This window comes from Burkholderia sp. B10, assembly GCF_004368385.1.
In the GTDB taxonomy this organism is placed as follows: domain Bacteria; phylum Pseudomonadota; class Gammaproteobacteria; order Burkholderiales; family Burkholderiaceae; genus Burkholderia; species Burkholderia vietnamiensis.
Genome location: NZ_PQMX01000037.1, coordinates 43,627 through 68,487, shown reverse-complemented (window position 1 = coordinate 68,487; position 24,861 = coordinate 43,627). Strand labels below are relative to the sequence as shown.

Annotated in this window: 29 protein-coding genes; 12 read left to right on the top strand and 17 right to left on the bottom strand. The window is 65.0% G+C overall.

Annotated features, from left to right (window positions below; all coding sequences use genetic code 11):
- The first annotated feature begins 128 nt into the window (after window positions 1–128).
- Both C3Y15_RS31775 and C3Y15_RS19115 read left to right on the top strand, forming a co-directional pair.
- Window positions 129–290: a hypothetical protein gene (locus tag C3Y15_RS31775; RefSeq protein WP_243860245.1), complete on the top strand. Its 162-nt coding sequence runs from the start codon at window positions 129–131 to the stop codon at window positions 288–290.
- Window positions 291–445: 155 nt separating this feature from the next.
- Entirely contained in the window at window positions 446–1,234 is a 789-nt protein-coding gene (locus C3Y15_RS19115) for a DNA adenine methylase (RefSeq protein ID WP_059568550.1), read from the top strand.
- Window positions 1,235–1,273: 39 nt separating this feature from the next.
- Here the strand turns inward: C3Y15_RS19115 and C3Y15_RS19110 are convergent, their stop codons facing one another.
- The 6 genes from C3Y15_RS19110 to C3Y15_RS19085 form a co-directional block, all read right to left on the bottom strand.
- Window positions 1,274–1,984: an immunity 52 family protein gene (locus C3Y15_RS19110; protein WP_059568549.1), complete on the bottom strand. Its 711-nt coding sequence runs from the start codon at window positions 1,982–1,984 to the stop codon at window positions 1,274–1,276.
- Between the two features lie 12 nt (window positions 1,985–1,996).
- Window positions 1,997–2,518, bottom strand: a complete 522-nt coding sequence (locus C3Y15_RS19105; RefSeq protein WP_230940861.1) for a restriction endonuclease fold toxin 5 domain-containing protein — start codon at window positions 2,516–2,518, stop codon at window positions 1,997–1,999.
- Window positions 2,487–2,963, bottom strand: coding sequence for a hypothetical protein (locus C3Y15_RS32330; RefSeq protein ID WP_243860243.1), 477 nt, complete (start codon window positions 2,961–2,963; stop codon window positions 2,487–2,489). Before C3Y15_RS32330 ends, C3Y15_RS19105 begins: the two co-directional genes overlap by 32 nt.
- Window positions 2,956–3,459: a DUF4123 domain-containing protein gene (locus tag C3Y15_RS19095; RefSeq protein WP_059568548.1), complete on the bottom strand. Its 504-nt coding sequence runs from the start codon at window positions 3,457–3,459 to the stop codon at window positions 2,956–2,958. Before C3Y15_RS19095 ends, C3Y15_RS32330 begins: the two co-directional genes overlap by 8 nt.
- 4 nt (window positions 3,460–3,463) lie before the next feature.
- A complete protein-coding gene (locus tag C3Y15_RS19090; RefSeq protein WP_059568547.1) occupies window positions 3,464–3,871 on the bottom strand; it encodes a PAAR domain-containing protein in 408 nt (135 codons plus the stop codon).
- Between the two features lie 115 nt (window positions 3,872–3,986).
- Window positions 3,987–4,454, bottom strand: coding sequence for a hypothetical protein (locus C3Y15_RS19085; RefSeq protein ID WP_311732199.1), 468 nt, complete (start codon window positions 4,452–4,454; stop codon window positions 3,987–3,989).
- Between the two features lie 76 nt (window positions 4,455–4,530).
- Between C3Y15_RS19085 and C3Y15_RS19080 the strand changes: the two genes are divergently transcribed.
- Window positions 4,531–5,235, top strand: a complete 705-nt coding sequence (locus tag C3Y15_RS19080; protein ID WP_059568545.1) for an SOS response-associated peptidase family protein — start codon at window positions 4,531–4,533, stop codon at window positions 5,233–5,235.
- 101 nt (window positions 5,236–5,336) lie between these two features.
- Here the strand turns inward: C3Y15_RS19080 and C3Y15_RS19075 are convergent, their stop codons facing one another.
- From C3Y15_RS19075 to C3Y15_RS19055, 4 genes are all read right to left on the bottom strand, one after another.
- Window positions 5,337–6,146 carry a DUF5677 domain-containing protein gene (locus tag C3Y15_RS19075; RefSeq protein ID WP_124260156.1) on the bottom strand — a complete coding sequence of 270 codons (810 nt, stop codon included), beginning with the start codon at window positions 6,144–6,146 and terminating at the stop codon, window positions 5,337–5,339.
- A gap of 394 nt (window positions 6,147–6,540) precedes the next feature.
- On the bottom strand, window positions 6,541–7,377 hold the full coding sequence (locus tag C3Y15_RS19070) for a DUF3800 domain-containing protein (RefSeq protein WP_060228179.1): 837 nt from the start codon (window positions 7,375–7,377) through the stop codon (window positions 6,541–6,543).
- Window positions 7,378–7,837: 460 nt separating this feature from the next.
- Window positions 7,838–8,386, bottom strand: coding sequence for a GNAT family N-acetyltransferase (locus C3Y15_RS19060; protein WP_011883979.1), 549 nt, complete (start codon window positions 8,384–8,386; stop codon window positions 7,838–7,840).
- A complete protein-coding gene (locus C3Y15_RS19055) occupies window positions 8,383–9,048 on the bottom strand; it encodes a helix-turn-helix domain-containing protein (protein ID WP_059460894.1) in 666 nt (221 codons plus the stop codon). The genes C3Y15_RS19060 and C3Y15_RS19055 overlap by 4 nt, the downstream gene beginning before the upstream one ends.
- A 149-nt stretch (window positions 9,049–9,197) precedes the next feature.
- Here C3Y15_RS19055 and C3Y15_RS19050 point away from each other — a divergent pair, with 149 nt between their 5' ends.
- A complete protein-coding gene (locus tag C3Y15_RS19050; RefSeq protein ID WP_014722737.1) occupies window positions 9,198–9,434 on the top strand; it encodes a ParD-like family protein in 237 nt (78 codons plus the stop codon).
- Window positions 9,434–10,240 (top strand): type I methionyl aminopeptidase, encoded by an 807-nt coding sequence (gene map, locus C3Y15_RS19045; RefSeq protein WP_011883982.1) that lies wholly within the window; start codon window positions 9,434–9,436, stop codon window positions 10,238–10,240. Before C3Y15_RS19050 ends, map begins: the two co-directional genes overlap by 1 nt.
- Window positions 10,241–10,366: 126 nt before the next feature.
- Here the strand turns inward: map and C3Y15_RS19040 are convergent, their stop codons facing one another.
- Both C3Y15_RS19040 and C3Y15_RS19035 read right to left on the bottom strand, forming a co-directional pair.
- Window positions 10,367–10,879 (bottom strand): GAF domain-containing protein, encoded by a 513-nt coding sequence (locus C3Y15_RS19040; protein ID WP_034194211.1) that lies wholly within the window; start codon window positions 10,877–10,879, stop codon window positions 10,367–10,369.
- A 157-nt stretch (window positions 10,880–11,036) separates the two neighbouring features.
- Window positions 11,037–11,954, bottom strand: coding sequence for a LysR family transcriptional regulator (locus C3Y15_RS19035; RefSeq protein WP_059475873.1), 918 nt, complete (start codon window positions 11,952–11,954; stop codon window positions 11,037–11,039).
- A 110-nt stretch (window positions 11,955–12,064) separates the two neighbouring features.
- Here C3Y15_RS19035 and C3Y15_RS19030 point away from each other — a divergent pair, with 110 nt between their 5' ends.
- Entirely contained in the window at window positions 12,065–12,931 is an 867-nt protein-coding gene (locus C3Y15_RS19030; RefSeq protein ID WP_069246183.1) for a pirin family protein, read from the top strand.
- Between the two features lie 131 nt (window positions 12,932–13,062).
- Complete coding sequence (locus tag C3Y15_RS19025; RefSeq protein ID WP_059735221.1) at window positions 13,063–13,554, top strand: GNAT family N-acetyltransferase; 492 nt, start codon at window positions 13,063–13,065, stop codon at window positions 13,552–13,554.
- A gap of 22 nt (window positions 13,555–13,576) precedes the next feature.
- On the opposite strand, the gene C3Y15_RS19020 is transcribed toward C3Y15_RS19025, so the two are convergent.
- Genes C3Y15_RS19020 through C3Y15_RS19010 form a run of 3 tightly spaced genes read right to left on the bottom strand, consistent with a single transcriptional unit; the run spans window position 13,577 to window position 15,558 of the window.
- Complete coding sequence (locus C3Y15_RS19020; RefSeq protein WP_011883987.1) at window positions 13,577–14,449, bottom strand: cytochrome c oxidase assembly protein; 873 nt, start codon at window positions 14,447–14,449, stop codon at window positions 13,577–13,579.
- Window positions 14,450–14,459: 10 nt separating this feature from the next.
- On the bottom strand, window positions 14,460–14,906 hold the full coding sequence (locus C3Y15_RS19015; protein WP_011883988.1) for a copper chaperone PCu(A)C: 447 nt from the start codon (window positions 14,904–14,906) through the stop codon (window positions 14,460–14,462).
- A gap of 7 nt (window positions 14,907–14,913) precedes the next feature.
- Window positions 14,914–15,558: an SCO family protein gene (locus tag C3Y15_RS19010; RefSeq protein ID WP_014722744.1), complete on the bottom strand. Its 645-nt coding sequence runs from the start codon at window positions 15,556–15,558 to the stop codon at window positions 14,914–14,916.
- A gap of 271 nt (window positions 15,559–15,829) precedes the next feature.
- Between C3Y15_RS19010 and otsB the strand changes: the two genes are divergently transcribed.
- Together otsB and otsA are read left to right on the top strand one after the other, a co-directional pair.
- Window positions 15,830–16,582, top strand: a complete 753-nt coding sequence (gene otsB, locus C3Y15_RS19005) for a trehalose-phosphatase (protein WP_011883990.1) — start codon at window positions 15,830–15,832, stop codon at window positions 16,580–16,582.
- Window positions 16,579–17,955, top strand: a complete 1,377-nt coding sequence (gene otsA / locus C3Y15_RS19000) for an alpha,alpha-trehalose-phosphate synthase (UDP-forming) (protein WP_069246185.1) — start codon at window positions 16,579–16,581, stop codon at window positions 17,953–17,955. Before otsB ends, otsA begins: the two co-directional genes overlap by 4 nt.
- 115 nt (window positions 17,956–18,070) lie before the next feature.
- Here otsA and C3Y15_RS18995 read toward each other — a convergent pair whose 3' ends face one another.
- Window positions 18,071–19,903 (bottom strand): ABC transporter ATP-binding protein, encoded by a 1,833-nt coding sequence (locus tag C3Y15_RS18995; RefSeq protein ID WP_011883992.1) that lies wholly within the window; start codon window positions 19,901–19,903, stop codon window positions 18,071–18,073.
- A gap of 581 nt (window positions 19,904–20,484) precedes the next feature.
- On the opposite strand from C3Y15_RS18995, the gene C3Y15_RS18990 reads away from it, so the two are divergent.
- The 3 genes from C3Y15_RS18990 to C3Y15_RS18980 all read left to right on the top strand — a co-directional run bounded on the left by C3Y15_RS18990 (window position 20,485) and on the right by C3Y15_RS18980 (window position 23,098).
- Window positions 20,485–21,549 (top strand): glycosyltransferase family 4 protein, encoded by a 1,065-nt coding sequence (locus C3Y15_RS18990; RefSeq protein WP_011883993.1) that lies wholly within the window; start codon window positions 20,485–20,487, stop codon window positions 21,547–21,549.
- Window positions 21,550–21,795: 246 nt separating this feature from the next.
- Window positions 21,796–22,596 carry a hypothetical protein gene (locus tag C3Y15_RS18985; protein WP_011883994.1) on the top strand — a complete coding sequence of 267 codons (801 nt, stop codon included), beginning with the start codon at window positions 21,796–21,798 and terminating at the stop codon, window positions 22,594–22,596.
- Window positions 22,597–22,633: 37 nt separating this feature from the next.
- On the top strand, window positions 22,634–23,098 hold the full coding sequence (locus C3Y15_RS18980) for a DUF2214 family protein (protein WP_011883995.1): 465 nt from the start codon (window positions 22,634–22,636) through the stop codon (window positions 23,096–23,098).
- Window positions 23,099–23,186: 88 nt separating this feature from the next.
- On the opposite strand, the gene gudD is transcribed toward C3Y15_RS18980, so the two are convergent.
- Window positions 23,187–24,539, bottom strand: coding sequence for a glucarate dehydratase (gudD, locus tag C3Y15_RS18975; protein ID WP_011883996.1), 1,353 nt, complete (start codon window positions 24,537–24,539; stop codon window positions 23,187–23,189).
- Between the last annotated feature and the right edge of the window lie 322 nt (window positions 24,540–24,861).

Here is a 24,861-nt window from a genome sequence, read left to right as displayed (position 1 = left end):
ACATGGATTTGCATCCACTGTTCCTTCTGGAGCATCGCCAGCCTTTGCGCGCAAAAGGCTGACTGTACTGAAAGGTGGCTTAGATTTACTTCGCGCGAAGTGGCTCATTATTACTTTGCGCCCAACAGGTGATCGGTTCGAAGGAATACTTCTTTGGCTCGTCGTCGCGAGCGGACAAGCAGGCCGATCGCATCACGCAGTTCGCCGTGTCGCCGGACATCACGGTCACGGGCGGGCCGATCGATCCGAAGATGGTCGCGTCGGTTCCGACCGAGCATCGGACGCCGTGACGGCCGCGATGCACTGAAGAAACAGGGCGGCCGGGTGAATGTTGGAGCATTCGCCCGGTCGCCTTTCCACTGTCCGTGCCAGTGAATCAGCCAAGGCCCTGCTTACCTACGTAGGCGGGCCGGATTCTACACCAAGTTTAAAAACGGCTTTCACAATGGCAAACCCCATCATTCCTTGGATCGGCGGCAAGCGCCGTCTCGCAGATCACATCATCCCGCGTTTTCCGGCGCACGATTGCTATGTCGAAGTGTTCGCGGGCGGGGCCGCGCTGTACTTTCTGCGGCCGCCGGCCAAGGTCGAAGTTATCAACGACGTGAACGGGGAGTTGATCAATCTGTATCGCGTCGTGCAGCATCATCTGGAGGAGTTCGTGCGTCAGTTCAAATGGGCGCTGACGAGCCGGCAGGTATTCGAGTGGCTGAAGCTGACGGTCCCGGAAACCCTCACCGATATCCAGCGTGCTGCGCGGTTTTATTACCTGCAGAAAAGTTGCTTTGGGGCAAAGCTCGAAGGTCAGACATTCGGCACGGCGACAACTACGCCGCCCGGTCTGAACCTGCTGCGCATCGAGGAGGAGCTATCAGCGGCGCATCTGCGGCTCGCGAACACGTTCGTCGAGCGGTTGGATTGGGCAGCGTGCATTGATCGATACGACCGTCCGCATACGCTGTTCTACCTCGATCCGCCGTATTACGAGACGGAAGGGTATGGCGTGGCGTTTCCGTTCAGCGAGTACGAGAATATGGCGCGACGCCTGCGGTTGATCAAAGGGCGCGCGATCGTGAGCCTTAATGACCATCCCGATATTCGGCGAGTGTTCGACGGCTTTCACATCGAAACCGTGCCGATTCAATACACGGTCGGCGGTGGGAGGGGCGTCGAGCGCAACGAACTGATTATCTTCAGTTGGGACGACGCAGCGCAGCCCGCAGGGCTGTTCTAACCGACGATGCCGGCGCATGGTATCGCGCCGGCATCGCGCTTACAGATCGTCGAAAGCGGGCAGGAGATCTTGATCCACGAGTCGGATCTCGATCCTATTAGCAGCTTCAATGTGCTCGGGGTTCTTCATCGAGAACGGTGCGTCGGTGGTGCTGACGATGATGGTGCCGGTTTGGTTCTTTCCGGACTCCGGTGTGGCCACGACTTCGCGTGCCTCCGGAACCTGCTGCTGCGTAATCACGGTGGGAAGGTAGATCATCCAGCCCACGCCGGGCTTGTCGTCGAACACCTGTCGTGCCGCGTAGCTTCTCGGGCCGACAGCCGCGTATGCGGGTTTGAATGCGGTCGTCGCGGCACGAACGATTTTCAACACTGAATCCAGATTGTTGAGAATCGTCTTGTTCGACAGAGAAAGTTCGAACGTGTTGAGGTCGCCCGGTTCGTTGAGATGGCACGAAATGGTTGTGCCTTCGTTGATATCCTCGTTACCGTCCCAAAGGCTCACGTACGTTGCATCCGGATGATCGCCAAACTTGTGTTTCAGTACGGCGAGAATGGCGGTCGACGGTGCGCCATCGTCGAACGCCTTATACAACAGTGCTTCCTCTCGGCTCTGTCCGCGTGCATACCATTGATTGATCGTCGGCTCGATCTCAGCGAGTGCGTGTGTGACGACTTGGATGCGTGACAAGACCTCAGAGAAGTTGGTCGGTTCAAGTGAGTCGTCCTTGAATTTCAGTCTGATATCCATGATCGTCGCAGGTTAAGGTTGCCAGACGGATGCTACTTTATTCTCGATCAAGGCTGGGAGCATGTACTCGCGCAATTCGGCTTCTTCGAAGTACCACTTCAAGCGGGCCGGTGGGTTCAAATTCACCTTCTTCGCCTGAGTGTTCAGTTGGCGGAACAGAGATTCGTATCCTTCAAACCACGGTTGCGCCTTCATCTCGCCTTCGTCGTTTCGTTGAAGGAACTGAGCATAGTGCGCTTTCGCTTCTTGAAGCAGGCATTCTGCCGGCACGAAGCCGTCAAACTCGGTGCCGAGCCAAACCCACTCTTCGTTCCATTCTCCTTCGATGCTGTACGGTCGCCCGGTTATCCGACCTTGATATTTGCGAGAACGCGGCGACATGCCGCGCCTTTTGTTTTCCGCGACTCCAGTCTCTTCAGGCGGGCATTTTTTGCATTTTTCCCCGGTGCGTGGGACCGCCTTAGTGTCGGTCTTGGCTTTACTCTCGTCCTTTGTCGTGTCGCTAGACAGGCTCGCCGTTCCCGCTAGTCCCACTCCGCCCAACAAGGCGACGCCAGCTCGCACCAATACTGGTCCAAGTTCCGCCGCTGCTGCCTCGATCACTGGTACTGCGAGCCCCGCCATCTGTTGATCTCCTGTCGTATTCCGGATGTTCGATGCGCCATTTCATGACGCGTAAATAGTCGTGGAAGCGTTCGTCCGGCGATCGTCCTGGACGCGTGAGCCATGTACGTGTCGCCGGCTTCGTATAGAAGCTGGGTGCGTAGGCTTCGATGCGAAGAAACGCTTCGACGTTTCCGTCGGACTGGATGCCGAACTGCCGGGCTGCGACGTATGCGTTCCAGAGACGCTTCGACAACGTGGCGTCGTCGGCAAGCATCGGATCTGCCTTGACGAGGTCCTGCCTGACACGCTCGACGTATCCGCGCGCGTCGATCTCGGCAAGGCCCGCGAGCTGTTGGCTTGTCAACTCAAGCATGCGGATGCACTCCCTTTAGTTTTCCATTCACCTCGACCAGCCAGTCGAAAGTCGGGACGAAGAACCGCATGCGTTGCGTCAACTCCATCAGCGATGCGACATCGGCCATGATGCGGGCATCGTAGAAGCGGAGGAGGGCTGTGCGTCCGTCCGGTAGGCGCACGTCGAGACGTTGACGCAATTCGTCCGCGAGCGATTCGATCGGATAGGCGCTGATGAGCCATGACACACCGGCCGAGCCGCCGGCCATCGCGGACAGTACGCGTCGAATGCTTCCGGACGCCCGCTCCCAATCGAACAGCCACGGCCCCGCGTCGGCGAGCGATGCGTCCGGCGTGCCATCGAACAAGGCGACGGCCGCTTGCGATCGCTCAGGAGCGGATCCACCTGGTGTGTCTGTGAACAAAAGACCGTCGACCAGCGCGTACAGATGCGCCTGCATCGTGAGCTGCTGTTGGCGTTTGAAGAAGAACCCTTCGATCGAAACGTCGGTCATGGGCTTATCCGCGCGCGATCATCGTCGCCGCGTTCTCGGCGGCTGACTTCAGACATTCGAGACACAGCGTCGACGAAGGGGCCAACGCTGTAGCCGCGGCTGGCGCTGCACCGCCGGTCGTTGCTTCGCCGGCCCCGACGTCGTCGAGCGTCGCAGAAGACTGCGACGCAATCAGCGTCGCGCCACACGCGGTCTTCATACCCTCGATGGCCGTTTCGCGGCCGGCAATTTGGTGCGGATAACGACGCCCGGTCGCCGGCAGGATCGGGAAGATGCCTTTGCACTGCGGGCAAAGTACCTTGTGGCCAACGCCGGCGATGGGTTTCCCGTCAATGGTTGCGGTTGCGCTGCCCTCCAGCACGCGGCCGCCGTGCGTCGTTGTGTCGCCGACGCAGATCATGGCTCGGGCCATATGTTCTCTCGTAGGTGTGGTTTTCGTATGAATTTACCACTTCCGGGAGGGCGGTCCGCTGCAAGTCACCACGCGGGCGGTCGACTATGCTCGGTCGAGCAGCGTAGCGGCTAAATCAAGGCATCCCGGCACGCCCCCTCTCGGCGCGCAACAGATGACGCAGGCGCTGAAATTCCCCTTGTCCACCCCCCAGCGCCCCCCGGTCGGGAACATGCTTGTCGACATAGTCGAACCACGCCTGAATACGGTCGATCGACTTCCGAAGCGCCAGGATTTCGAGGATGAGCCAGCGTACCTGCAGGTCGGTGTGCTCGCGCCACATAGACCTCAATTCCGCGTCGGTCGGCGCATCGAATTCAGGCATCTTCGGCTTGATCCTCACCCTCGGATCCCGAAGCGGCACTCGGTTGCGATCGATCCTCGTGCGTTCGACCGGCCTCATCGACGGCACTTCAAGCGGATCATAGACAGCCTCGATCCACAATTCCGCCTCATGCTCTGTCAGTTCGCTAGGCGTGCGCTTCCACTCGGTTTCCGTAGAGAACCGATACTCCCAAATGTACGCCCACTGAGGTTTGATCACGGCAGAAATACTGTATAAAAACACAGTGTAGCGCGGGGTAAGATGGTTCAGTCAAGAGCGAAAATTGGGGACGTCGATGTGCACGAACTACATTGCCCCTGGCGAGGATCCCGGCCTAAGCGAACTGCGAATCGACAACTTCACCGACCTGTATCGCTGGACGCCGTGGAAGCCAGAGATTTACCAGGACTATGACGCGCCGATAGTCGCCAGCATCGACGGGCAATTTAGGCCGTTGATCGCCGGCTTCGGGTTTTGGCCGCGTGCGCTTCAGAAGGCGAACGTCGAGCGGGCGAAGGAGCAGGGGCGCAAGCCGCCCATCATGCGCAGCACGATGAACGTTCGTGACGACAACTTGGGGAAGTCGCCGCTCTATGGGCCGACGTGGCGATCCGGTGGCCGGTGCCTAATTCCAGCCCGATACGTGATCGAGCCGTCCTATCCGGATGCTCGGCGGGATGCCAGCGGGAAATGGATCCTCGGTCCGTGCGTGTGGCAGCGGATCGGCGTAATCGACCGCCCAACGATGTGCGTTGCCGGTATTTGGCGCACCCTGAAAGATCTAGAGGGTAGGCCGCGCCATGCGATGACGATGATCACGGTGAACGCGGACGACCATCCCGTTATGTCGCGGATGCATAAACCGGATGACGAGAAACGGTCGGTCGTCATCCTCCGGGCGGACGACTGGGAGGAATGGTTGACGACGCCGAACGTTGAGGCAGCGCGAGCGATGTTGCAGCTCTATCCGGCGGACGAGATGGCTGCGGAACCAAAGTAGCGTGCTCGTGCAGAGCCGCATGAGATAGCGAAAAGCTCGCTGAAACCTCGGGGAAGGGGTGGCTCGCAGTTTGTTATCCGGCCGGGAACGGAAATTCACGGCTAGAAGGATTCGTCATTCGCCCTGGGAAGCGAGAGAGCGTGATGTCGAACGTTGTGGACATTGACGGCCTCCCTGATGTTGTCTTGTGGGAAGACGACGTGGAGCACTTCCATAGCCCCGAGGAAAGCAGCAATAGCAGCAGATAAGATGGACTCCAAACCATCTCGTTGCGGTGAGAACTTCAACTTTTCGATGCGACCCGATGCATTCCGCACAAAATGTCGTTTCATAGACTCTAAAGAGGCATGAGCCGAATCACCTGACAGCTTTCTATACACCACCTGGTATAACGGGTCGAGGCCAACTTCTTTCGCCAAGTGCAGCAGTTTGATATCCCTTAGTACATGGCCTTTGGCCTTGAAGTCATCCAACAGCGTGCGCATATCTGCAGCTGCCTTCGCGTCTCCCATGTCATCCTCAAGGTGAGTTGCCAGAGCTGTTGCCATAGCTGCAAAGTGCGCATTGTTTGATGCCGCCAATCTCCGAGGAAAATCTGCGATTATGGCTAGGCCGCCAAGGTAAATTGCGCTCTCTACAACGTTGCGAGCAAGCGCACCGGCGTCCGCCAGCATGCCGCGTTCCGTCAGCAAAATCACTGCTTCGAAAGACTGTAAGGCTCGAGCAAACATAGCGGCCGCCCCCAGTTCACGATCTGAGTCCCGTGAGGGAGCCAAGGTGGCTAATATGGCTACTGAAGCACGATTGATGTCCTCAGCAAGAGCGAACCAGTCCATTGCATCTTCGCGAACCTCCAGCCGCCAAGCATCTATGTTGGGCGACAGAAATCCGTCTGGCAGTAGGCTCGTCATGGAGTCCCCCCATTTGGTTGGCAAAGCGGGGATTTTAGAGGAAGTGGCCATGGCGCACGGGATACGGCGCCAGAACTCCGAGCGGGCGCTTTCCGCGAGGGGCAATGACCGGAAAGGGTCGTGACGGGCCGTCCACAAAAGTGCGGGCGTAGGTTTCAGCGTAGTTTTGTGCGGGCCCTGTCAGATAAGGCGCAGGTATTGCTGCATCATCGGGTGCTGCGAGCTGCTTAGCAACCAGTGGAAGGATCGGAGCGCAGAAGAAAGCCCGCTGCGAGCGGGCTTTTTCACGTGCTACAAATTTGCTACAGCAACGGGTTGGAACCTTGCTGGATAGGCCTTGCGCTTATCATTCCGTCCCCTGAACTACTGGGTGTACTGCTGGTCGGGGCTACGGTCAGAATATCGTAGTAATTTGACCGTGAGGGTTATGCGCTGTTAGGCCCCAGTAACGAGTATTTCCATATTTGCAATGAAACTGCATTGCGCGAAGGCGTTTTTTGTATCGATCCCTAATCCATTCGTAGTTCGCGTGAGTGTGAGCATTGCTTATGACTCCGGTAAGTATCGCACGGCCGGCCATCGGTGCAATGATTGCAGAGCACATCAAGTCAGTAATTTGTAAGCACGCGTGATTGTTGCTCACCCCAAATGTGGCCGTTTCCTCGATAGATGGAAATGCGTCGCCACCGTTCCCTTGCTTGTGTTTCTGCGTGAATACCGAATGTGCAACGTATCGGTTCCGGGTGGGATCTCGAAAGTCTGCAATTATTGCGCCACGAGAATCCTTCGCTAATAGATATTTTTCAAAGCGCTTCGCAATGTTCTGCGCAGTGATTGTGTAAACGGATTCGTCGTTAATGGCTTGCCCGAAAGCCTTGGCCCAGACGCGCCCAACAATCTTCACGTCGTATTTCTTGCAAAGCGCAAAGACGTCATCCAAGAAATGGAAATGGTGTTGGACGATCGCACTTGTAATCGAGTTGCTCTTTCTGATGTCAGTGCGGAGGTCCGACCCCTTTATCTCGACGAGCAGCACGTCAAGCTCATGGTTTACCGACGCAAACAGGGAGGGGTAATACCGACGTTTTAGATCGATGAAGTCTTTGGTCAGACCACTGATCGCACTGGCATCAATGAATAACCCCGCGATCACGAGCATCGGTTGCTTGTTGTCGGTCGCGTTGAGGATCGCTTGCGAGTCGCCCGACTCGTCAATGTAGCAAAAGTGCACTTACTACCCCCGAAATGAAAACAGCCACCTAGCGGTGGCTGTGGTCTGCTTTCGCAGCATGTGACACCGGAGTTAACCGGCATCGAAATCAGTCAGTACTGACTGCCATGACGTTATACAGCAAGGGTGCTTTGCTGTCAAATCTTTGCTAGGCGACCATTCGATCAGTTGGAGCTGTACGGGCCCGTGAGTGTTTGCTCCCGCAATACGCTCCTGTCCGCGTGGCCCATAGCCGAGCGCTCCCCGCACCGAATGTGAGCCGTCCAGCGGTTGATGTGAATGGTCAATCTTGCAAACTCATTGATTTTAATAGGGGTGCGACGGCCTGCAAAGCCGTTTAGGCCGGTTCGACTCCGGCTCGCGCCTCCAAGTAGGAAGAGAAAAAGCCCTGAGAAATCAGGGCTTTTTCTTTTTCCGGCGCTCGCGCGGCGTTATCTTCAGCGACCATCCGCGTCCTCGCTCACCCATCCACCGGCTGCATCGGCGTGTCCAGCTTCAGTTGATAAAACGCCGCGTCGAGCCAGCGCCCGAACTTGAATCCCGCTTCGGCGATCGTCCCCGAATGCACGAAGCCGACACGCGTATGCAGCGCGACGCTGCCCGCGTTGGTTGCATCGATGCAGCCGACCAGCACGTGTACCTCGGCATCGCGCGCACGCTTGATCAACTCGCGCAGCAGCAACTCGCCGAGCCCGCGCCCGCGATGATCGCGATGCACGTACACACTGTGTTCGACCGTGTACTTGAACGCCGGAAACGCGCGGAACGTGCCCCAGCTCGCGAAGCCGAGCAGCGTGCCGGAACCGTCGACCGCGCCGACCACCGGAAAACCGCCCGCGCGCTTCGTTGCGAACCACGTGACCATCGCCTCCGGCGGCCGCGGCCGATAGTCGTACAGCGCGGTCGAATTGACGATCGCGTCGTTCAGGATCTCGAGGATGGCCGCCGCATGCTCGGCCTCGTTGCAATCGATCAGGCGCACGTCGTCGTGCGTGTTCGGCGAATTCATGTGGACTCCTGCACCGGTCGGCTCCGGCTTTGAACGGATGCCGCGCCGCGCATGCCGACCGCGGCGGTGGCATCGCAGATCGCGACGACATAGCGCGCGCCTTGCGCCGTCGGGTTGCTGAAAATCAGCGGCTGATCGACGCGCATCGCGAGACAGTCGCCTTCGTGAAGCTCGTGGAGCGCGTCGCCCAACGTGACGTCGACGCGTCCGTCGAGCACCCATACCTGCTGATGCAGCGCGCTGTCGCGGCCGCCCGTGTCGTACGCGACGCGCGCGCCGGGCGGGAAATCGACTTCGACGAGCTGGAGCGGCGACGGCCAGCCGGGCGGCGACAGATTGCGCCGCAGATAACCGGACGCCGGATCGCGCCATTCCGCTTGCTGTGCGCGCTTGACCAGCGGCTGCGCGGGCGCGTCGTCGCGCTCGCCGCCGAACAGCGCCGCCAGCGACACGCCCAACCCGGCCGCGAGCTTGTCGAGGACGACGGCCGTCGGGCTGGCCGACGCGCGCTCGATGAGCGAGATCATCGAACGGCTCACGCCGGAGCGCGCGGCAAGCGTATCGAGCGTGTAGCCTCGTAACGTGCGCAAGTCTCGCACGCGGCGGGCGATCCGCTCGTTGATGCCTGCATCAGGCGCGGGAAGGGTAGTCGCTTCTTGCATGATGGACGGATTCTCCATCAAGCTGGAATATGGTGTCAACGAAATCACGGGCTGCCAGACTCCCGATTCGCAGTCCGCCCGAATACTTGCTCCGCGCGCAGCGCCAGCGTAATATACGAAACGACTACATTTCGTTTAATTGGAGCCATATGGGCATCATCAAGATTTCCGAGCACATGCACGAACGGCTGCGCTCGACCAGCACCGCGCTGAGCCGGTCGATCAACGCGCAGGCCGAGCACTGGCTGCGCGTGGGCATGCTCGCGGAACTCAATCCGTCGCTGTCCTATGGCGATATCTGCCGGATGCTGATCGAATCCGAGGCGCGCGGCGGCGACGCCGGTACGGCGCAGCCGGCCGCTCGCGACATCGAGCAGGTGGCGTAATGGCGAAGCGCGACATTCCCATCCGCGGCGCCGCCGACATCGCGAAGTCGCGCGAAGCCGCGAAGCTCGCGTCGCAAGTGCTGACGATGATCACCGACTACGTGAAGCCGGGCGTCACGACCGACGAGCTCGACGCGCGCTGCCGCGAATACATCATCGACGAACTGCACGCGATTCCAGCCAACATCGGCTATCACGGCTATCCGAAAACGCTGTGCACGTCGGTCAACCACGTGGTCTGTCACGGCATCCCGTCGTCGCGGCCGATGCGCGACGGCGACATCGTGAACCTCGACATCGCGGTGATCAAGGACGGCTGGTTCGGCGACACGAGCCGCATGTACTTCGTCGGCGAGCCCGGCGAACTCGCGCGGCGTCTGGTGGCGGCCACCTACGAGGCGATGCACGCGGGCATTCGCGCGGTGCGTCCGGGCGCGACGCTCGGCGACGTCGGCTATGCGATCCAGCAGGTCGCGCATCGCGAAGGCTTCAGCGTTGTGCGCGAATACTGCGGGCACGGAATCGGCGACGTGTATCACGACGAGCCGCAGGTGCTGCACTACGGCCGCCCCGGCACCGGCGTGCCGCTGCGCCCCGGGATGATCTTCACGATCGAGCCGATGCTCAACGCGGGCAAGCGCGACACGCGCGTGCTGGCCGACGGCTGGACGGTCGTCACGAAGGACCATTCGCTGTCCGCGCAGTGGGAGCACATGGTCGTGGTGACGGAGCAGGGCGTCGACGTGCTGACCGACGACGTGAAGCCGCACGCGTTCGCCGCGCTGACCGGCACGCAGGCGGCCTGACGCGCACGCCGCCAACGACGACGAGCCCCGGTCCGGGGCTCGTTTCATTTGGGCTTGCGCCTAGCGCTTGCGCCTAGGCTGACGCTTGCGCTCCTCACGCCACCGGCGTGGTTGCTACCCGCAGCATCACGCTGCTCGCTCGCGCGCCTTTTGCCACGCGTGTTCGACGAACACGCGGCACAGCGCCTCCATCCCGCTGCGGTCCTCGTCGTCGAAACGTGCGGCGACCGGGCTGTCGACGTCCCACACGCCGATCAGCGTGCCGTCTGCCGCTACCAGCGGCACGACGATTTCCGACTCCGACGCGGCATCGCACGCGATATGGCCGGGGAACGCATGCACGTCGCGCACGACCTGCGTTTGGCGCGTCTGCGCCGCCGTGCCGCACACGCCCTTGCCGAGCGCGATGCGCACGCAGGCCGGCTTGCCCTGGAACGGGCCGACCACCAGCTCCGTCCCGTCGAAGAAATAGAAGCCGGCCCAGTTCAGACGATCGAGCGAGTGATAGACGAGCGCGGAGAAATTCGCGGCGTTTGCGATCAGGTCCGGCTCCGATTCGACGAGCGAGCGGGCCTGCTCGGCGAGCGTCGCATACAGTTCGGCCTTGGAGGCGTGAGGGTCGGTGGACAGCGTGAACATGGCTGAAGTGCAGAGAAAAGAGTAAGGGGGACGCGCGATGCGCGATGCCGGCCCCGCAGTCTACGGCACGCGCCGCGCATTTGCAGCGCGTGATTCGCCGCCGTCACTGTCGCTCCCGGCCATCGCGTCGAACCGGCGCGTGCACCGGCAACCCCGATCAATCGGGTTCTAGCTCCGCGAACCGCGCAGCCAGGAAGTCGAGCAGCGCGCGCACGCCCGGCAGCAGCCCGCGCCGCGACGCGAACACCGCGTGCACGATCTCGCGGCGCGGCGCCCAGTCGGGCAGCACGTTCACCAGTTCGCCGCGCGCGAGTTCGTCGCGCACCATCATCGTCGGCAACTGCACGACGCCGACGCCCGCGACCGCCGCGGCCCGCAACGCCAGCATGCCGCCCGTCACGAGCCGCGGCTGATGGTGGATCTCCGCATGCGCCTGGTCCGGGCCGCGCAGCCGCCACACGTGCGCGGCCTGCGGCAGGCCGTGGTCGAGGCTCGGCATGCGGGTCAGGTCGGCCGGAACGGCCGGCGCGCCGTGTTCGCGCAACAACGCGGGGCTCGCGACCAGGCATTGCCCGCGCTCGGCCAGCACGCGCAGCGCGAGATCGCTGTCCTCGAGCGGCGGCGGACGCACGCGAATCGCGACGTCGATCCCTTCTCCGACCACGTCGACGCGCCGGTTCGTCGCTTCGAGATGAATCTCGACGTGCGGGCACGCGACCATGAACACGGCGATCATCGCGCCCGCCAGCGAGTCGAGCAGCGCGACCGGGCAGCTGACCCGCACGATGCCGCGCGGCTCCTCGTGCAGCAATGCGATCGCCTCGTCGGCGGCGTCGGCCTCGACGAGCATCGCGCGGCAATGCGCGTAGTACGTCTGGCCGACGTCGGTGACGGTGAAGCGGCGCGTCGAGCGCTGAATCAGCCGCATCCCGAGGCGCGCCTCGAGCAACGCGACGCGCCGGCTCAGCTTCGACTTCGGCATGTTCAGCGCGCGCCCGGCCGGCGCGAAGCCGCCGTGCTCGACCACCTGCACGAAGTAATAGAGATCGTTGAGATCTCGCTGTTGATCGTTCATCAAATGGAACGCTGAGTGCGATTTTGCGAGTCTACCGAATCGATCGTTCCATCTCTATATTGATTGTCAGGATGCGAAACACGTGTTTCGCCGCAATTCGGAGAAGGCAAATGAAGAAGATCCGTGGTGTCTACAGCGCGCCGCGCGGCCATTGGGTCGGCGACGGTTTCCCGGTGCGTTCGATGTTCAGCTATCAGTCGCACGGCGCCCATCTGAGCCCGTTCCTGCTGCTCGACTATGCGGGCCCCGCGAATTTCGAGCCGGCGTCGGCGCCGCGCGGGGTCGGCCAGCATCCGCACCGCGGCTTCGAAACGGTGACGATCGTCTACGACGGCGAAGTCGCGCACCGCGACTCGACCGGCGCGGGCGGCGTGATCGGCCCCGGCGACGTGCAATGGATGACGGCCGCGAGCGGGATCCTGCACGAGGAATTCCACTCGGAAGCGTTCACGAAGCGCGGCGGCCCGCTCGAGATGGTGCAGCTGTGGGTGAACCTGCCCGCCGCCGACAAGATGGGCGAGCCCGGCTATCAAACGCTGCTGAACGCGGACATCCCGGTCGTCGAGTTGCCGGACGGGGCGGGTCGCGCGCGGATCATCGCCGGCGAGCTCGACGGGCGGCGCGGCCCGGCCCGCACGCACACGCCGATCGACGTGTGGGACGTGCGGCTCGCCGCAGGCGGTCATGCGCGGTTCCCGATCGCCGAAGGCCGCACGCTCGCCGTGGTCGTGCTGAGCGGCACGGTGCTCGTGAACGGCGAGACGGTCGCCCGCGAAGCGCAGTTCGTGCAATTGGGCCGCGAAGGCAGCGACGTCGACATCGAGGCGAACGGCGACGTCAAGCTGCTGATCCTCAGCGGCGAGCCGATCGACGAGCCGGTGGTCGGCTATGGCCCGTTCGTGATGAACTCGCAAGAGGAAATCCGCGCCGCGATCGACGATTTCAACAGCGGCCGCTTCGGACGGATGCCCGCATGACGTACGGCCCCGCGCAATGCGGGGCTTTCTGCATGTGCGCGGCGGCGCGGGCGCAGCGGCCGCGCTTCGCGGCATAATCGTCGGTTGCCGCGCGCCCACCGGCGCGCCCGAAACAGCACCGAGGACCGCCCATGAACGCTTCCGCATCCGCCATCTCCCCGCGTGCCGCCGACCTGGACTGGCGCTGGAAATCCTTCGACGCCCTGAGCGCACGCGAGGTCTATTCGATCCTCGAAGCGCGCAGCGCCGTGTTCGTCGTCGAGCAGAACTGCGTGTACCGCGACATCGACGATGCCGATCAGGCCGCGTGGCACCTGGCCGCGTACGACGCGGCGGGCCGCGTCGCCGGCTATCTGCGCGTGCTGCTGCCCGATGCGCAGCGTGCCGACGTGCGCATCGGCCGCGTACTGACGACCGCCGCGTTCCGCGGGGCCGGCCTCGGCAATACGCTGCTCGCCCGCGCGCTCGAACACATCGCCGCGCAGTGGCCCGATACGCAGATGAGCCTGCATGCGCAGGCGCACCTGCAGCGCTTTTACGGTGCGTTCGGCTTTGAGCCGAGCTCCGACGTGCACGACGAAGACGGCATCCCGCACGTGTGGATGACCCGCGCGCGCGGCTGACGCGCGGCGCGGCGTGCCGGGATCAGTGGGCGTTGCGCGTGGCCGCCGGCCGCGCGGCGCTGCGCGCAGCGGCGCGCTCGTCGATCAGCCGGCCGCGTGCGGACAGCCGCATCCAGTGCCGCAGCGCGATCAGCGCGCCGATCACGCTCATCATCGAGCCGGGAATCCACAGCAGCAGGCCGCCGATCTGCTGGTCGCGCAACGGGCTGAGCCACGTGAAGGCGCGCCCGCAGATCGAGTAGATCGGATACAGCTCGTGCGGCGTGAAGAAGATCAGCGCGCCGAGCGCGATCTGCGGCGGGATGGCGGCGACGACGATCAGAATCCGGCGGCCCGGCGACAGCCGCGCGGGCGGCGCGGGACGCGGATCGACGACGAGCCACCAGAACAGCAGCCCGTCGATCACCATGCTCCAGTTCATCACGCGATACAGACGCCAGTCGAGCATCGCGACGAAGTGGATCGGCGACAGCAGCCAGAAATAGATCAGCCCGACGAACAGCACGACGGCCACGACCGGATGGAACACCAGGTCGAGCGCCGCGCGCACGGGCGCCCATGCGAGCGCGGGGCGCACGAAGCGTTGCCGCCAGCGAAACGGAATGCCGGCGCGGATCGCCGCGCCCGGATAGGCGAGCGCGATGAAGAACGGCCCGAGGTGATGCAGCACCAGATGCTGCGCGCGGTGCATGAAGAACTCGTGCTCGAAGAAATAGTCGAGCCGCGTATGCAGTGCGATGTAGAGCGCCGTCAGCCCGAGCCAGAACGAGAACTGTCGCAGCGGCGACACCTTCGCCTTCTTCACGCCGCGCGCGAACAGCACGGCGGCCGTCAGCACCGCGATCACCACGGTCGGCGACGGTTCCCACGGATCGAGCCAGTACAGGACGTTCATCGCACGCGCATCACTTCGCCTGGGCCGGCGACTTCACCGCAAACGGCGCGTCGACGGTTTCGCCGTCGGAGAATTTCAGGCGCAGGCGCACCGTGTCGCCCGGCTTGATCGCGTGCTTCGGCTCCTCGAGCATGAAGTGGTAGCCGCCCGGTGCGATGTCGACCTTGCCGCGCGCGGGGATCGTCAGCTTGTCGACCATTTCCATCTTCTGCGTCGAGCCGTTCGACACCGTCTGGTGCAGCATCGCCATCCCGTAGTCGGGGCTGTCGACGTCGACGAGATCGACCGGCTTGTCGCCGGTGTTCACGAGCGTCACGTAGCCGCCGGCGGGCAGCTGGTTCGGCAGCCAGCGTACCCATGCGTTCTGCGCGGTGATCGCGCCGGCCGCATAGGCGTGTGCGCCGGCGCACAGCGCGGCGAGGGCGGCGAACGTCTTGAGGATCGTTTTCGGCTTCATGTCTGGTTCACGTGGTGGGGGCAGTGTCGATGATCCGCCGCACGTCGGCGGCGATGGCGTCCGGCGAGTCGCCGTCGGTCGCGAGCAGGCGCGCGCGGCCGTGGGCGTCGAAGATGTAGACGGCCGAGCTGTGCGTGACCTCGTAGCCGCCCGACGGATCGCGTTGTTCCATCTGGTACGCGACGCGGTAGCGCTTCGCGAGCGATTCGATCTGGCCGTCGCTGCCGGTCAGGCCGCGCGCGTGCGCGGCGTCGAACGCGGCGACGTACGACTGCAGCGCCTGCGGCGTGTCGCGCGCGGGATCGACCGACACGAACAGGATGCGCACGTCGTTCGCGCGCGGGCCGAGCTTCGCGAGCACTTCCATCAGCCGCGCCATCGTCTCGGGACAGACGTCCGGACAGTGCGTGTAGCCGAAGTAGACGAGCGCGACGCGGCCGCGGAACGCGCTCGCGTCGACGGGCCGGCCGTCGCCGCCGGTCAGCGTGAACGACAGGTCGGGCAGATGGCCGGTGACGTTGGTCAGGTGCCAGCCCGGCTCGTCGCGCGTGCACGCGGCGAGCGCGACGGCAACGGCCATCGCCGCGGCCATGCGCGCGAAACGGTTGAAGCTGGAGCGGCGCCGGCGCGGCGCGGGACGGGCAAGCGACATCCTGGGACTCGAATCGGACGGAATGACGCCGGTCGCGCCGCACTGGGGCGCGCGACCGGCGGTTGCCGACTGTAACGCAATTCCCGCGCCTGCGCGCTTTCGAAATCCCTGCGGTCGCGCGGGGCGGGGCAATATGTCGCAGCGGCGGCGCGGGCGGCGCGCGGCGGCCGGTTTCGCCCATCTCGGTACGCAGGCGCGGTAAGATGCGCACAATTCCATTCTCGTCGCGGCGGCCCGGCGTTTGCCGGCCGCCGCTCGGACTCTCGAATCGATGCAATCCGTTCCGGCTTCCCTGTCCCTGACCGATACCGCGTTCTTTTTCGACTTCGACGGCACGCTCGTCGAGCTCGCCCCCACGCCCGACAGCATTCACGTGCCGCCGTCGCTGCTGACGCTGCTCGATACGCTCAGGCAGCGCTCGCATGGCGCGGTCGCGGTGGTGTCGGGGCGCGGCATCGACAATCTCGACACGTTCCTGAGCATGCCGGATCTACCGATCGCCGGCCTGCACGGTGCCGAGCGTCGCGATTCGAACGGCGACACGCAGCGCATCGGCTTCAACGACGAACGCCTGCTGCGCATCGAGCGCGAGCTGGCGGCCGTGGTCGACCGTCATCCGGGCATGCTGCTGGAGATCAAGGGCGCGGCCGTCGCGCTGCACTACCGCAACGCGGCCGACCGTGAGCCGGTCGCGCGCGAAGCGGCCGAGCGCCTCGTCGCCGAATATGCGGACGCGTACGTACTGCAGCCCGGCAAGATGGTGTTCGAAATCAAGCCGAAGGGCGTCGACAAGGGGCGCGCGCTGGCCGCGTTCCTCGACGAGCCGCCGTTCGCGGGTCGCGTGCCGCTGTTCGCGGGCGACGATCTGACCGACGAGAAGGGCTTCGCGGTGGTGAACGCGCGTGGCGGCCTGTCGATCAAGGTCGGCGCCGGCGAGACGTCGGCGCGCATGCGGCTCGATTCGGTCGCCGCGCTGCACGCGCAGATCGCCCGCTGGCTCGATCTGGAGCTGCCGGGCGCATGAGCCGACTGATCATCGTTTCAAACCGCGTCGCACCGATTTCGGAAGGCGAGCCGGCGGCGGGCGGTCTCGCGATCGGCGTGTACGACGCGCTGAAGGAGACGGGCGGCATGTGGTTCGGCTGGAGCGGCGAAGTGGTCGCGTCCGGTGCGCCGCAGATCCGCATCGAGGAGCGCGGCCCCGTGACGTTCGCGACCGTCGGGCTGTCGCGCCGCGATTACGACCAGTACTACCGCGGCTTCTCGAACGCGACGCTGTGGCCGGCGTTCCACTACCGCGCGGACCTGATCCAGTACGACCGTCACGAGTTCGAAGGCTACGGCCGCGTGAACGTGTGGCTCGCGCAGCAGCTCGTGCCGCTGCTGCAGGACGACGACGTGATCTGGGTCCACGACTATCACCTGATCCCGTTCGCGCGCGCGCTGCGCGCGTCGGGCGTGAAGAACCGGATCGGCTTCTTCCTGCACATCCCGTTTCCCGCCGCGCAGGTGCTCGTGAACGTGCCGCCGCATCGCGAGCTGGTCGAGTCGCTGTGCGCGTTCGATCTGCTCGGCTTCCAGACCGAGCCCGACCTGCGCGCGTTCTGCGATTACGTCGAGTTCGAAGCCGGCGGCGAAGTGACGCGCGACGGCCGCACGGTACGCGTGAGCGCGTTCGGCAGCATGCTGCGCGCGGCGGCTTATCCGATCGGCGTGTATCCGGACGAGATCGCGTCGCTCGCGCAGGCGGGCGAGCACGGCAAGGCCGCGCGCATGGCCACGTCGCTGCGCGGGCGCCAGCTGATCATGAGCGTCGACCGGCTCGATTATTCGAAGGGCCTCGTCGAGCGGTTCCGCGCGTTCGAGAAGCTGTTGGAGCACCAGGCGTCGATCCGCAATCGCGTGTCGTTCCTGCAGATCGCGCCGTCGACGCGCGCCGACCTGCGCGCGTATCAGGACATCCGGCTGCAGCTCGAAGCGGAATCGGGGCGCATCAACGGGCGCTACGCGGAGCTCGACTGGGCGCCAATTCTGTACATTCATCGCCAGTACGACCGGCAGGTGCTGGCCGCGCTGTATCGCCTCGCTCGCGTGGGCTTCGTGACGCCGCTGCGCGACGGGATGAACCTCGTCGCGAAGGAATACGTGTCCGCGCAGAATCCGGACGATCCGGGCGTGCTGGTGCTGTCGCGTTTCGCAGGCGCGGCGCGCGAGCTGACCGGTGCGCTGATCGTCAATCCGATCGACATCGACGGCATGGCCGACGCGTTGTCGCAGGCGCTGACGATGCCGCTCGCCGAGCGGCGCGCGCGTTATGCGGACATGATCGCGCAGCTGCGCGAGAACAACGTGTCGGTGTGGCGCGACAACTTCCTGCGCGATTTGCAGCGCGCGTAGCCTTGGGCGGTTGCACATCGAGCGCCGGTCGCGCGCCGCGCTGAAAAAAGGCCGCCGTGCTACGAGCACGGCGGCCTTTTTATCGTCTATCGGCGGGCGGCGCGATGCCGCGGCGTCACGCGACGCGTTCGCCGGTGGTCGGCGCGGCGCCGTCGGGCGCGTGCAGCCGGCCGTGCTGCTTCGCGAGCAGGTCGCGATACAGCCCGGGGCGGCTGCGCAGCACGTCGGGGCTGCCATCGTCGATCACCTTGCCGTTGCTCATCACGATGATCCGGTCGAAGTTGCGCAGCGTCGACAGCCGGTGTGCGATCGCGATCACCGTGCGGCCGACCATCAGGCGGTCGAGCGCGCTCTGGATCGCTTCTTCCGATGCGCTGTCGAGCGCCGACGTCGCTTCGTCGAGCAGCAGGATCGGCGCGTCCTTCAGGATCGCGCGCGCGATCGCGATGCGCTGGCGCTGGCCGCCCGACAGCTTCACGCCGCGGTCGCCGACGATCGTGTCATAGCCTTCCGGCATCGCCTCGATGAACTCCGCGCAGCGTGCGTCGCGCGCGGCTGCGAGCACCTGCTCGCGGGTCGCGTCGGGGCGGCCGTACGCGATGTTGTCGTAGATGGTCCGGTGCAGCAGCGAGATGTCCTGCGGCACGAGCGCGATCGCCTGGCGCAGGCTGTCCTGCGTGATCGTCTTGACGTCCTGGCCGTCGACCATCACCGCGCCGTCCTGCGTGTCGTAGAAGCGCTGCAGCAGCGCGAGCACGGTCGACTTGCCGGCGCCCGACTTGCCGATCAGCCCGACGCGCTGGCCGGCCTCGATATGCAGGTCGAAGTGGTCGAGGATCGCGCGGCGGTGCGGATACGCGAACGTCACGCGCTCGAAGTCGACGCGCCCGCCCTTGGCCGACAGCGGCTGCGCGTCGGAGCGATCGGGCATGCCGTGCGGTTCGAGCAGCGTCTTCACGGCTTCGGACAGGCGTGCGACGTGCTGCGTGACGTCGACCAGCGCGACGGCCAGATCGCGCGTGCCGTGCAGGATCGTGAAGCCGAGCGAGCTGACGAGCACGATGTCGCCGGAGGTCGCGCGGCCCTGATCCCACAGCCACAGCGCCCAGCCGAGCAGCCCGGCCGACAGCATCGCGGTGATCACCGCGTGCAGCAGCCGCAGCTTCTCGAGATAGAGCAGGCTTTGCTGACGGGCGTCCATCTCGGCTTTCACGGTCGCGCTGAAGCGCTTCTGTTCGCGCAGCGTCATCCCGAATGCGCGCACGAGCCCCATGTTGCCGATCACGTCGACGAGCTCGCCGTCCACCGCGGCGGCCTTCGCCGCGAACGTGTGATGGCGGGCGGAGCCGCGCCCGGCGAGCTTGAACAGCACGATCGCGAGCAGCGCCGAACAGCCGAGCAGGCCGGCGGCCATCAGCGGATTCACGACGATGATCATCAGAATCGCGCCGATCACCGCGATGCACGGCGGCAGCACGTTCCACGCCATCGTGTTCTCCGACGTATAGACGGCGTTCGACGTGGCCGTGATGCGGCTCGCGAGCGTACCTGGCTGCTTCTCCGCGTAATACGTCGGCGAATGGCCGATCAGATACTGGAACAGATCGCGCCGCAGGTCGCCGGTCACCGCGACGAACGTGTGCGCGGCGGTCCAGCCGCCGACCCGCCACAGCAGGTTGTCGGCCGCGATCAGCCCGACGAGCAGCGCGAACGCGCTCCACAGCGGGCCCGGATGATGGCGTCCGGCCGCGAGCACGTCGATCAGATGCTTGATCGCGTATTGCGAGCCGAGCGCGCAGCCGACGGCGGCCAGCACGCTGCAGAGCACGATCAGGTGCGCGACAGGGTGCAGGCGGATGTAGCGGAACAGGAACGCGATCGGCCGATGCGCGTAGCTCGACAGCTTCGCGTTGTGGGCGTTGCGCTGGGCAGGGGTGAGATATTCCAAAATATGCGTGCGGTGATTCGGTGATTGAGCGGGGCGGCTGGAGCCCAGCCGGCGGTCGCCCGGACTGAATAATCCGGCATTGTAAACAAGGCCGTGCGTTGCGCTGTGCGAATCTTGCGCGAGCCTGGGGGCGCACGACCAGTTTTGAGATAAAATCCGGCATCCCGTTCGCCGCAAAGAGCCTTAGGTGTCGCAAAGGCAATGCCGGCAGCGATGACGGACATGGAGTGCCGAACGGGCCTTCCACTCTAGAACGGACGTCCGAGTCCGCGGGTTGCAAAGTGTTGCGCCTTTGTAACAAAGTAAAGAGTTTGAAATGGCGGGCGCCGTATCGGGATTAACCCTAGATAATCGGCTCCGGGTTCGGTCCCAGGTTTTTACGAACCCCTGTCAACGGGTCTTCGTTTCAAACGTTCTAAGCCTGTCGCGTCGCCGACGCTCCTTGTGCAGCGCGGGCAGCGCGGGCTCGACGCCCCCGGCAGGCTGATTCGTCCGATGATCGGACGAAATGCATCCAGCCCGGACCGCCGGCAGGTTGCCGACCCATACCTGGTTTTTAGCCGAATTTTTAGGAGTTACGCATGCGAATCGCCCAAATCGCTCCGTTGCACGAAGCGGTTCCCCCGAAGCTTTATGGCGGGACCGAGCGAGTGGTGTCCTATCTGACCGAAGCACTCGTCGAGATGGGGCATGACGTCACGCTGTTCGCGAGCGGCGATTCGCAAACGTCGGCGAAGCTCGAAGCGTGCTGGCCGCAGGCGCTGCGCCTCGATCCGACGATCCGCGACGTGATGGCCCCGCACATGCTGCTGCTCGAGCAAGTGCGCCGCCGCGCGGAAGAGTTCGACGTCCTGCACTGCCACATCGACTACTACCCGTTCTCGCTGTTCTCGCGTCAGCCGGTCCCGCATCTGACGACGATGCACGGCCGTCTCGACCTGCCCGAACTGCAGCCGATCTTCAACGCGTTCAGCGACGTGCCGGTCGTGTCGATCTCCGACAACCAGCGCATCCCGCTGCCGCAGGCGAACTGGCTGTCGACCGTGTACCACGGCCTGCCGGAAAACCTGCTGACGCCGATCCCGAACGTGAAGCCGAGCTATCTCGCGTTCCTGGGCCGCATCTCGCCGGAAAAGCGCGTCGACACCGCGATCCGCATCGCCGAGCAGGCCGGCCTGCCGATCAAGATCGCCGCGAAGCTCGACAAGGCCGACCGCGCATATTACGAAGAGAAGATCAAGCCGCTGTTCGCGCTGCCGCACGTCGAGTACATCGGCGAGATCAGCGAAGCCGAAAAGACCGAATTCCTCGGCAATGCGCACGCGCTGCTGTTCCCGATCGACTGGCCGGAGCCCTTCGGCCTGGTGATGATCGAGGCGATGGCCTGCGGCACGCCGGTGATTGCGTTCAAGCGCGGCTCGGTGCCGGAAGTGATCGACAACGGCGTGTCGGGCTTCGTCGTCGAAGACGAGCTGTCGGCCGTCGCCGCGCTCAAGCGCCTCGATACGCTGCCGCGCGAGAAGGTGCGCGCCGCATTCGAAGCCCGCTTCTCGTCGAAGGTGATGGCGCAGAACTACGTGAAGGCGTACGAGGAACTGCTGCGCCAGAAGCGCCGCACGGTGCTGCGCGAAGTCAACGCAGGCTGACGCCGAGTCGCCGGCCGCGCTGCGGCCGGTGTCGGCACCGACGCCCCGTCCGGGTTTCCGGCGGGGCGTCGTCACATCTGCCGTGCCGAGCCGTTGCGATCTGTTGTATTCTCGCCGCGCCCGACGCCGCGAACGGCGCGGGAACCGATCGGGCACGCGATCGAGCCGTCTGTCCAGACGGTAATGTCCCTATAATGGCCGTGCCGCGAAATCCGGCCCCGCACGAACATCGATAGGAGAGCAGTCTTGGCGAGAACGAAAACCACGCGCGCAGCGCCGGCCCCCGGCGCCGGCGTGATCTTCGCATTGCGCGCGATCGGTCTCGTGCTGCTCGCGCGCTGGCTGTTCTCGATGTCGCAGATGGGCTATCGCGCCTCGCTGTCGGCGATGGTGTCGTCGCCCTGGGCGTTCGTCTATCTGGTGCTGATCTTCCTGTTGCTCGCGCTCCCCGGCGCCGCCGCGCGCGCCGAGCGTCCGTTTCATCCGCTGCCGCAATGGCTGCGCCAGGCGCTGCGCGTGTTCGCGCTGATCGGTTTCCTGTTCGCCGTCTGGTCGATCGGCGCGTTCGCGTGGGCGGCCGGCTGGCGCCGCGCGCTGCATGCGGTGACGGCAACCAACGGCTGGCTCGTCGCCGCGCCCGCGTTGTATGCGGCGATCGTGTGGATGTGCCGTCCACGGCCGCTGTGGCGCACCAACGTCGCCGCGCGCCGTTTCGCGATCGGCCGCTATGCGATTTCGCTCGACACGCTCACCCGCACCGCGATCGTCTGGATGGAGAGCCGCAAGGTCGGCCAGTACGACGCGCGCGAGCTGTCGGTGCGCTGGCCCGGCCGGCCGGCCGCGGCCGCGGCGGACGGGCTCGCCGCATCGGCCGTCGCCGCGCCGCCGCGCGGCAGCCTGTTCCGGCGGCCCAAAGTGGAGCTGCTGTGGGATTCGCCGGCGGCCGTCGGCCATAACCGGCAGACCGTGTTGCGCGCGCCGCTCGCGACCGAAGGCGACCGCGTCGCGGTCCTCGCGCTCGACGCGGCGCTCAAACAGATCGTCTAATCGCGCTCGCGCGGCGCGCGGGCGACAAGGAGCCTCAATGATCGTCCGATGGTTGCTCGCAGCGGTTCACCTGATGGCATTCGGCGTCGCGTTCGCCGGGATCGCGGCACGCAATCGCGCGCTGCGGCGCGTGATCGCGTCGGCACAGGCTGCCGACCTGCCCGGTGTGTTCAAGGCCGACGCGGTGTGGGGCGCGTCGGCGCTGGTGTTGATCGCGACGGGGCTTGCGCGCGCCTTCGGCGGTTTCGAGAAGGGCACCGCGTACTACCTTCACGAGCCGCTCTTCCACCTCAAGATGACCGCGCTCGTGCTGATCCTGCTGCTCGAAATCGTGCCGATGCTCGGGCTGCTGCGCTGGCGCGGCGCCGTGCGGCGGCAGCAGACCCCCGATCTGCGGCGCGCCCGCACCTATGTGCGGATCGGCCACTGGCAGGCGGTGCTCGTGATGGTGATCGTGTTCGCCGCGGCGGGCATGGCGCGCGGCATCGGGCTCGCCGGCTAGCGTAGCGCGGCGTCGAAGCGCGGGCGCGGCCGGCGAGCCGCGCATCGTCTCTACCGGGCCGTTGCGCGGCCCGGCTTCGCCTTACCTTTTAGCGCACCAGGCTCGGACGCTTGTTGTCGAACGTCCATCCGGGAATCAGATATTGCATGGCGGCCGCATCGTCGCGGGCGCCGAGCCCGTGCTGCTTGTACAGCTCGTGCGCGCGTGCGACCGCGTCCATGTCGATGTCGATGCCGAGGCCCGGCCGCTTCGGCACTTCCACGAGCCCGTTGGCGATCTTCAGCGGCTCGCGCGTCAGCCGCTCGCCGTCCTGCCAGATCCAGTGCGTATCGATCGCGGTCACCTGGCCGGGCGCCGCCGCCGCGACGTGCGTGAACATCGCGAGCGACACGTCGAAATGGTTGTTCGAATGCGAGCCCCACGTGAGGCCCCAGTCGCGGCACATCTGCGCGACGCGCACCGAGCCCTGCATCGTCCAGAAATGCGGATCGGCCAGTGGGATGTCGACGGCCTGCAGCTGGATCGCGTGACCCATCTGGCGCCAGTCGGTCGCGATCATGTTGGTCGCCGTCGGCAGCCCGGTCGCGCGGCGGAACTCGGCCATCACCTCGCGGCCCGAATAGCCGTTCTCCGCGCCGCAGGGGTCTTCCGCATAGGCCAGCACGTGATGCTGGTCGCGGCACAGCCGCACGGCTTCGTCCAGCGACCACGCGCCGTTCGGGTCGAGCGTCACGCGCGCGTCGGGAAAGCGCTCGGCGAGCGCCGTCACGGCCTCGATTTCGCGCGCGCCTTCGAACACGCCGCCCTTCAGCTTGAAGTCGTTGAAGCCGTAGCGGGCATGTGCGGCTTCGGCGAGGCGCACGACCGCGTCGGGCGTCAATGCGGCTTCGTCGCGCACGCGCGTCCAGTCGTCGGTCGCGTCGCGGCCGTCGCGGTAGGGCAGTGCGGTCCTGGTGCGGTCGCCGACGTAGAACAGGTAACCGAGCATTTCCACTTGCTCGCGCTGCTGGCCTTCGCCGAGCAGCGCGGCCACGGGCACGCCGAGATGCTGGCCGAGCAGGTCGAGCAGCGCGGCTTCGAGCGCGGTGACCGCGTGGATCGTCGTGCGCAGGTCGAAGGTCTGCAGCCCGCGGCCGCCCGCGTCGCGATCGGCGAACGTCCGGCGCACGTCGTTGAGCACCGCATGGTAATTGCCGACCGGCTGGCCGACGACGCACGCGCGCGCGTCGTCGAGCGTGCGGCGGATGCTTTCGCCGCCCGGCACTTCGCCGACGCCGATGCGGCCCGCGCTGTCTTTCAGGATCACGAGGTTGCGCGTGAAGAACGGGCCGTGCGCGCCGCTCAGGTTCAGCAGCATGCTGTCGTGGCCGGCGACCGGAATGGCTTGCAGATCGACGATGCGCGGCGTGTCGTGGGAAGGCGAGGCGGTGACGGCGTTCATGGCGGCGATGACGAGAGAGTAGGCGATGCCGTGCGGCAAATGCTTTGCCGCGCGCGGCGCGAGGTGCGATCATTCGACAACCGACGTGCGCGGCGCACGAACCGCGCCCGTCGACAGCAACCCGCGAGGGGCGAGCGACGCGCGCCCGATGCCGGTGCCGCATCGGACGGAAGCCAGGCGCGCAGGTGCGCCTCGATCCACTGCCGAACCGCGCGCCGGCATCTGCACGCAGGTGCGAACGCCGATGAAGACCTATCACGGGACCGGGCAGGCACTGCGCCTGCCGCGGTCGACAGGAGATCCGTGTGGTCATCATCAGTCG

Bases quoted from the DNA above. Each gene is read 5' to 3' on its own strand.
- otsB (WP_011883990.1), top strand. From the start codon at position 15,830: ATGCAATCCGTTCCGGCTTCCCTGTCCCTGACCGATACCGCGTTCTTT.
- C3Y15_RS19010 (WP_014722744.1), bottom strand. From the start codon at position 15,558: ATGTCGCTTGCCCGTCCCGCGCCGCGCCGGCGCCGCTCCAGCTTCAAC.
- map (WP_011883982.1), top strand. From the start codon at position 9,434: ATGGCGAAGCGCGACATTCCCATCCGCGGCGCCGCCGACATCGCGAAG.
- C3Y15_RS19080 (WP_059568545.1), top strand. From the start codon at position 4,531: ATGTGCACGAACTACATTGCCCCTGGCGAGGATCCCGGCCTAAGCGAA.
- otsA (WP_069246185.1), top strand. From the start codon at position 16,579: ATGAGCCGACTGATCATCGTTTCAAACCGCGTCGCACCGATTTCGGAA.
- C3Y15_RS19095 (WP_059568548.1), bottom strand. From the start codon at position 3,459: ATGACCGACGTTTCGATCGAAGGGTTCTTCTTCAAACGCCAACAGCAG.
- C3Y15_RS19075 (WP_124260156.1), bottom strand. From the start codon at position 6,146: ATGACGAGCCTACTGCCAGACGGATTTCTGTCGCCCAACATAGATGCT.
- C3Y15_RS18990 (WP_011883993.1), top strand. From the start codon at position 20,485: ATGCGAATCGCCCAAATCGCTCCGTTGCACGAAGCGGTTCCCCCGAAG.
- C3Y15_RS19030 (WP_069246183.1), top strand. From the start codon at position 12,065: ATGAAGAAGATCCGTGGTGTCTACAGCGCGCCGCGCGGCCATTGGGTC.
- C3Y15_RS19015 (WP_011883988.1), bottom strand. From the start codon at position 14,906: ATGAAGCCGAAAACGATCCTCAAGACGTTCGCCGCCCTCGCCGCGCTG.
- C3Y15_RS19050 (WP_014722737.1), top strand. From the start codon at position 9,198: ATGGGCATCATCAAGATTTCCGAGCACATGCACGAACGGCTGCGCTCG.
- C3Y15_RS19040 (WP_034194211.1), bottom strand. From the start codon at position 10,879: ATGTTCACGCTGTCCACCGACCCTCACGCCTCCAAGGCCGAACTGTAT.
- C3Y15_RS19055 (WP_059460894.1), bottom strand. From the start codon at position 9,048: ATGCAAGAAGCGACTACCCTTCCCGCGCCTGATGCAGGCATCAACGAG.
- C3Y15_RS18980 (WP_011883995.1), top strand. From the start codon at position 22,634: ATGATCGTCCGATGGTTGCTCGCAGCGGTTCACCTGATGGCATTCGGC.
- C3Y15_RS19025 (WP_059735221.1), top strand. From the start codon at position 13,063: ATGAACGCTTCCGCATCCGCCATCTCCCCGCGTGCCGCCGACCTGGAC.
- C3Y15_RS19115 (WP_059568550.1), top strand. From the start codon at position 446: ATGGCAAACCCCATCATTCCTTGGATCGGCGGCAAGCGCCGTCTCGCA.
- C3Y15_RS19060 (WP_011883979.1), bottom strand. From the start codon at position 8,386: ATGAATTCGCCGAACACGCACGACGACGTGCGCCTGATCGATTGCAAC.
- C3Y15_RS19020 (WP_011883987.1), bottom strand. From the start codon at position 14,449: ATGAACGTCCTGTACTGGCTCGATCCGTGGGAACCGTCGCCGACCGTG.
- gudD (WP_011883996.1), bottom strand. From the start codon at position 24,539: ATGAACGCCGTCACCGCCTCGCCTTCCCACGACACGCCGCGCATCGTC.
- C3Y15_RS19110 (WP_059568549.1), bottom strand. From the start codon at position 1,984: ATGGATATCAGACTGAAATTCAAGGACGACTCACTTGAACCGACCAAC.
- C3Y15_RS32330 (WP_243860243.1), bottom strand. From the start codon at position 2,963: ATGCTTGAGTTGACAAGCCAACAGCTCGCGGGCCTTGCCGAGATCGAC.
- C3Y15_RS19090 (WP_059568547.1), bottom strand. From the start codon at position 3,871: ATGGCCCGAGCCATGATCTGCGTCGGCGACACAACGACGCACGGCGGC.
- C3Y15_RS19035 (WP_059475873.1), bottom strand. From the start codon at position 11,954: ATGAACGATCAACAGCGAGATCTCAACGATCTCTATTACTTCGTGCAG.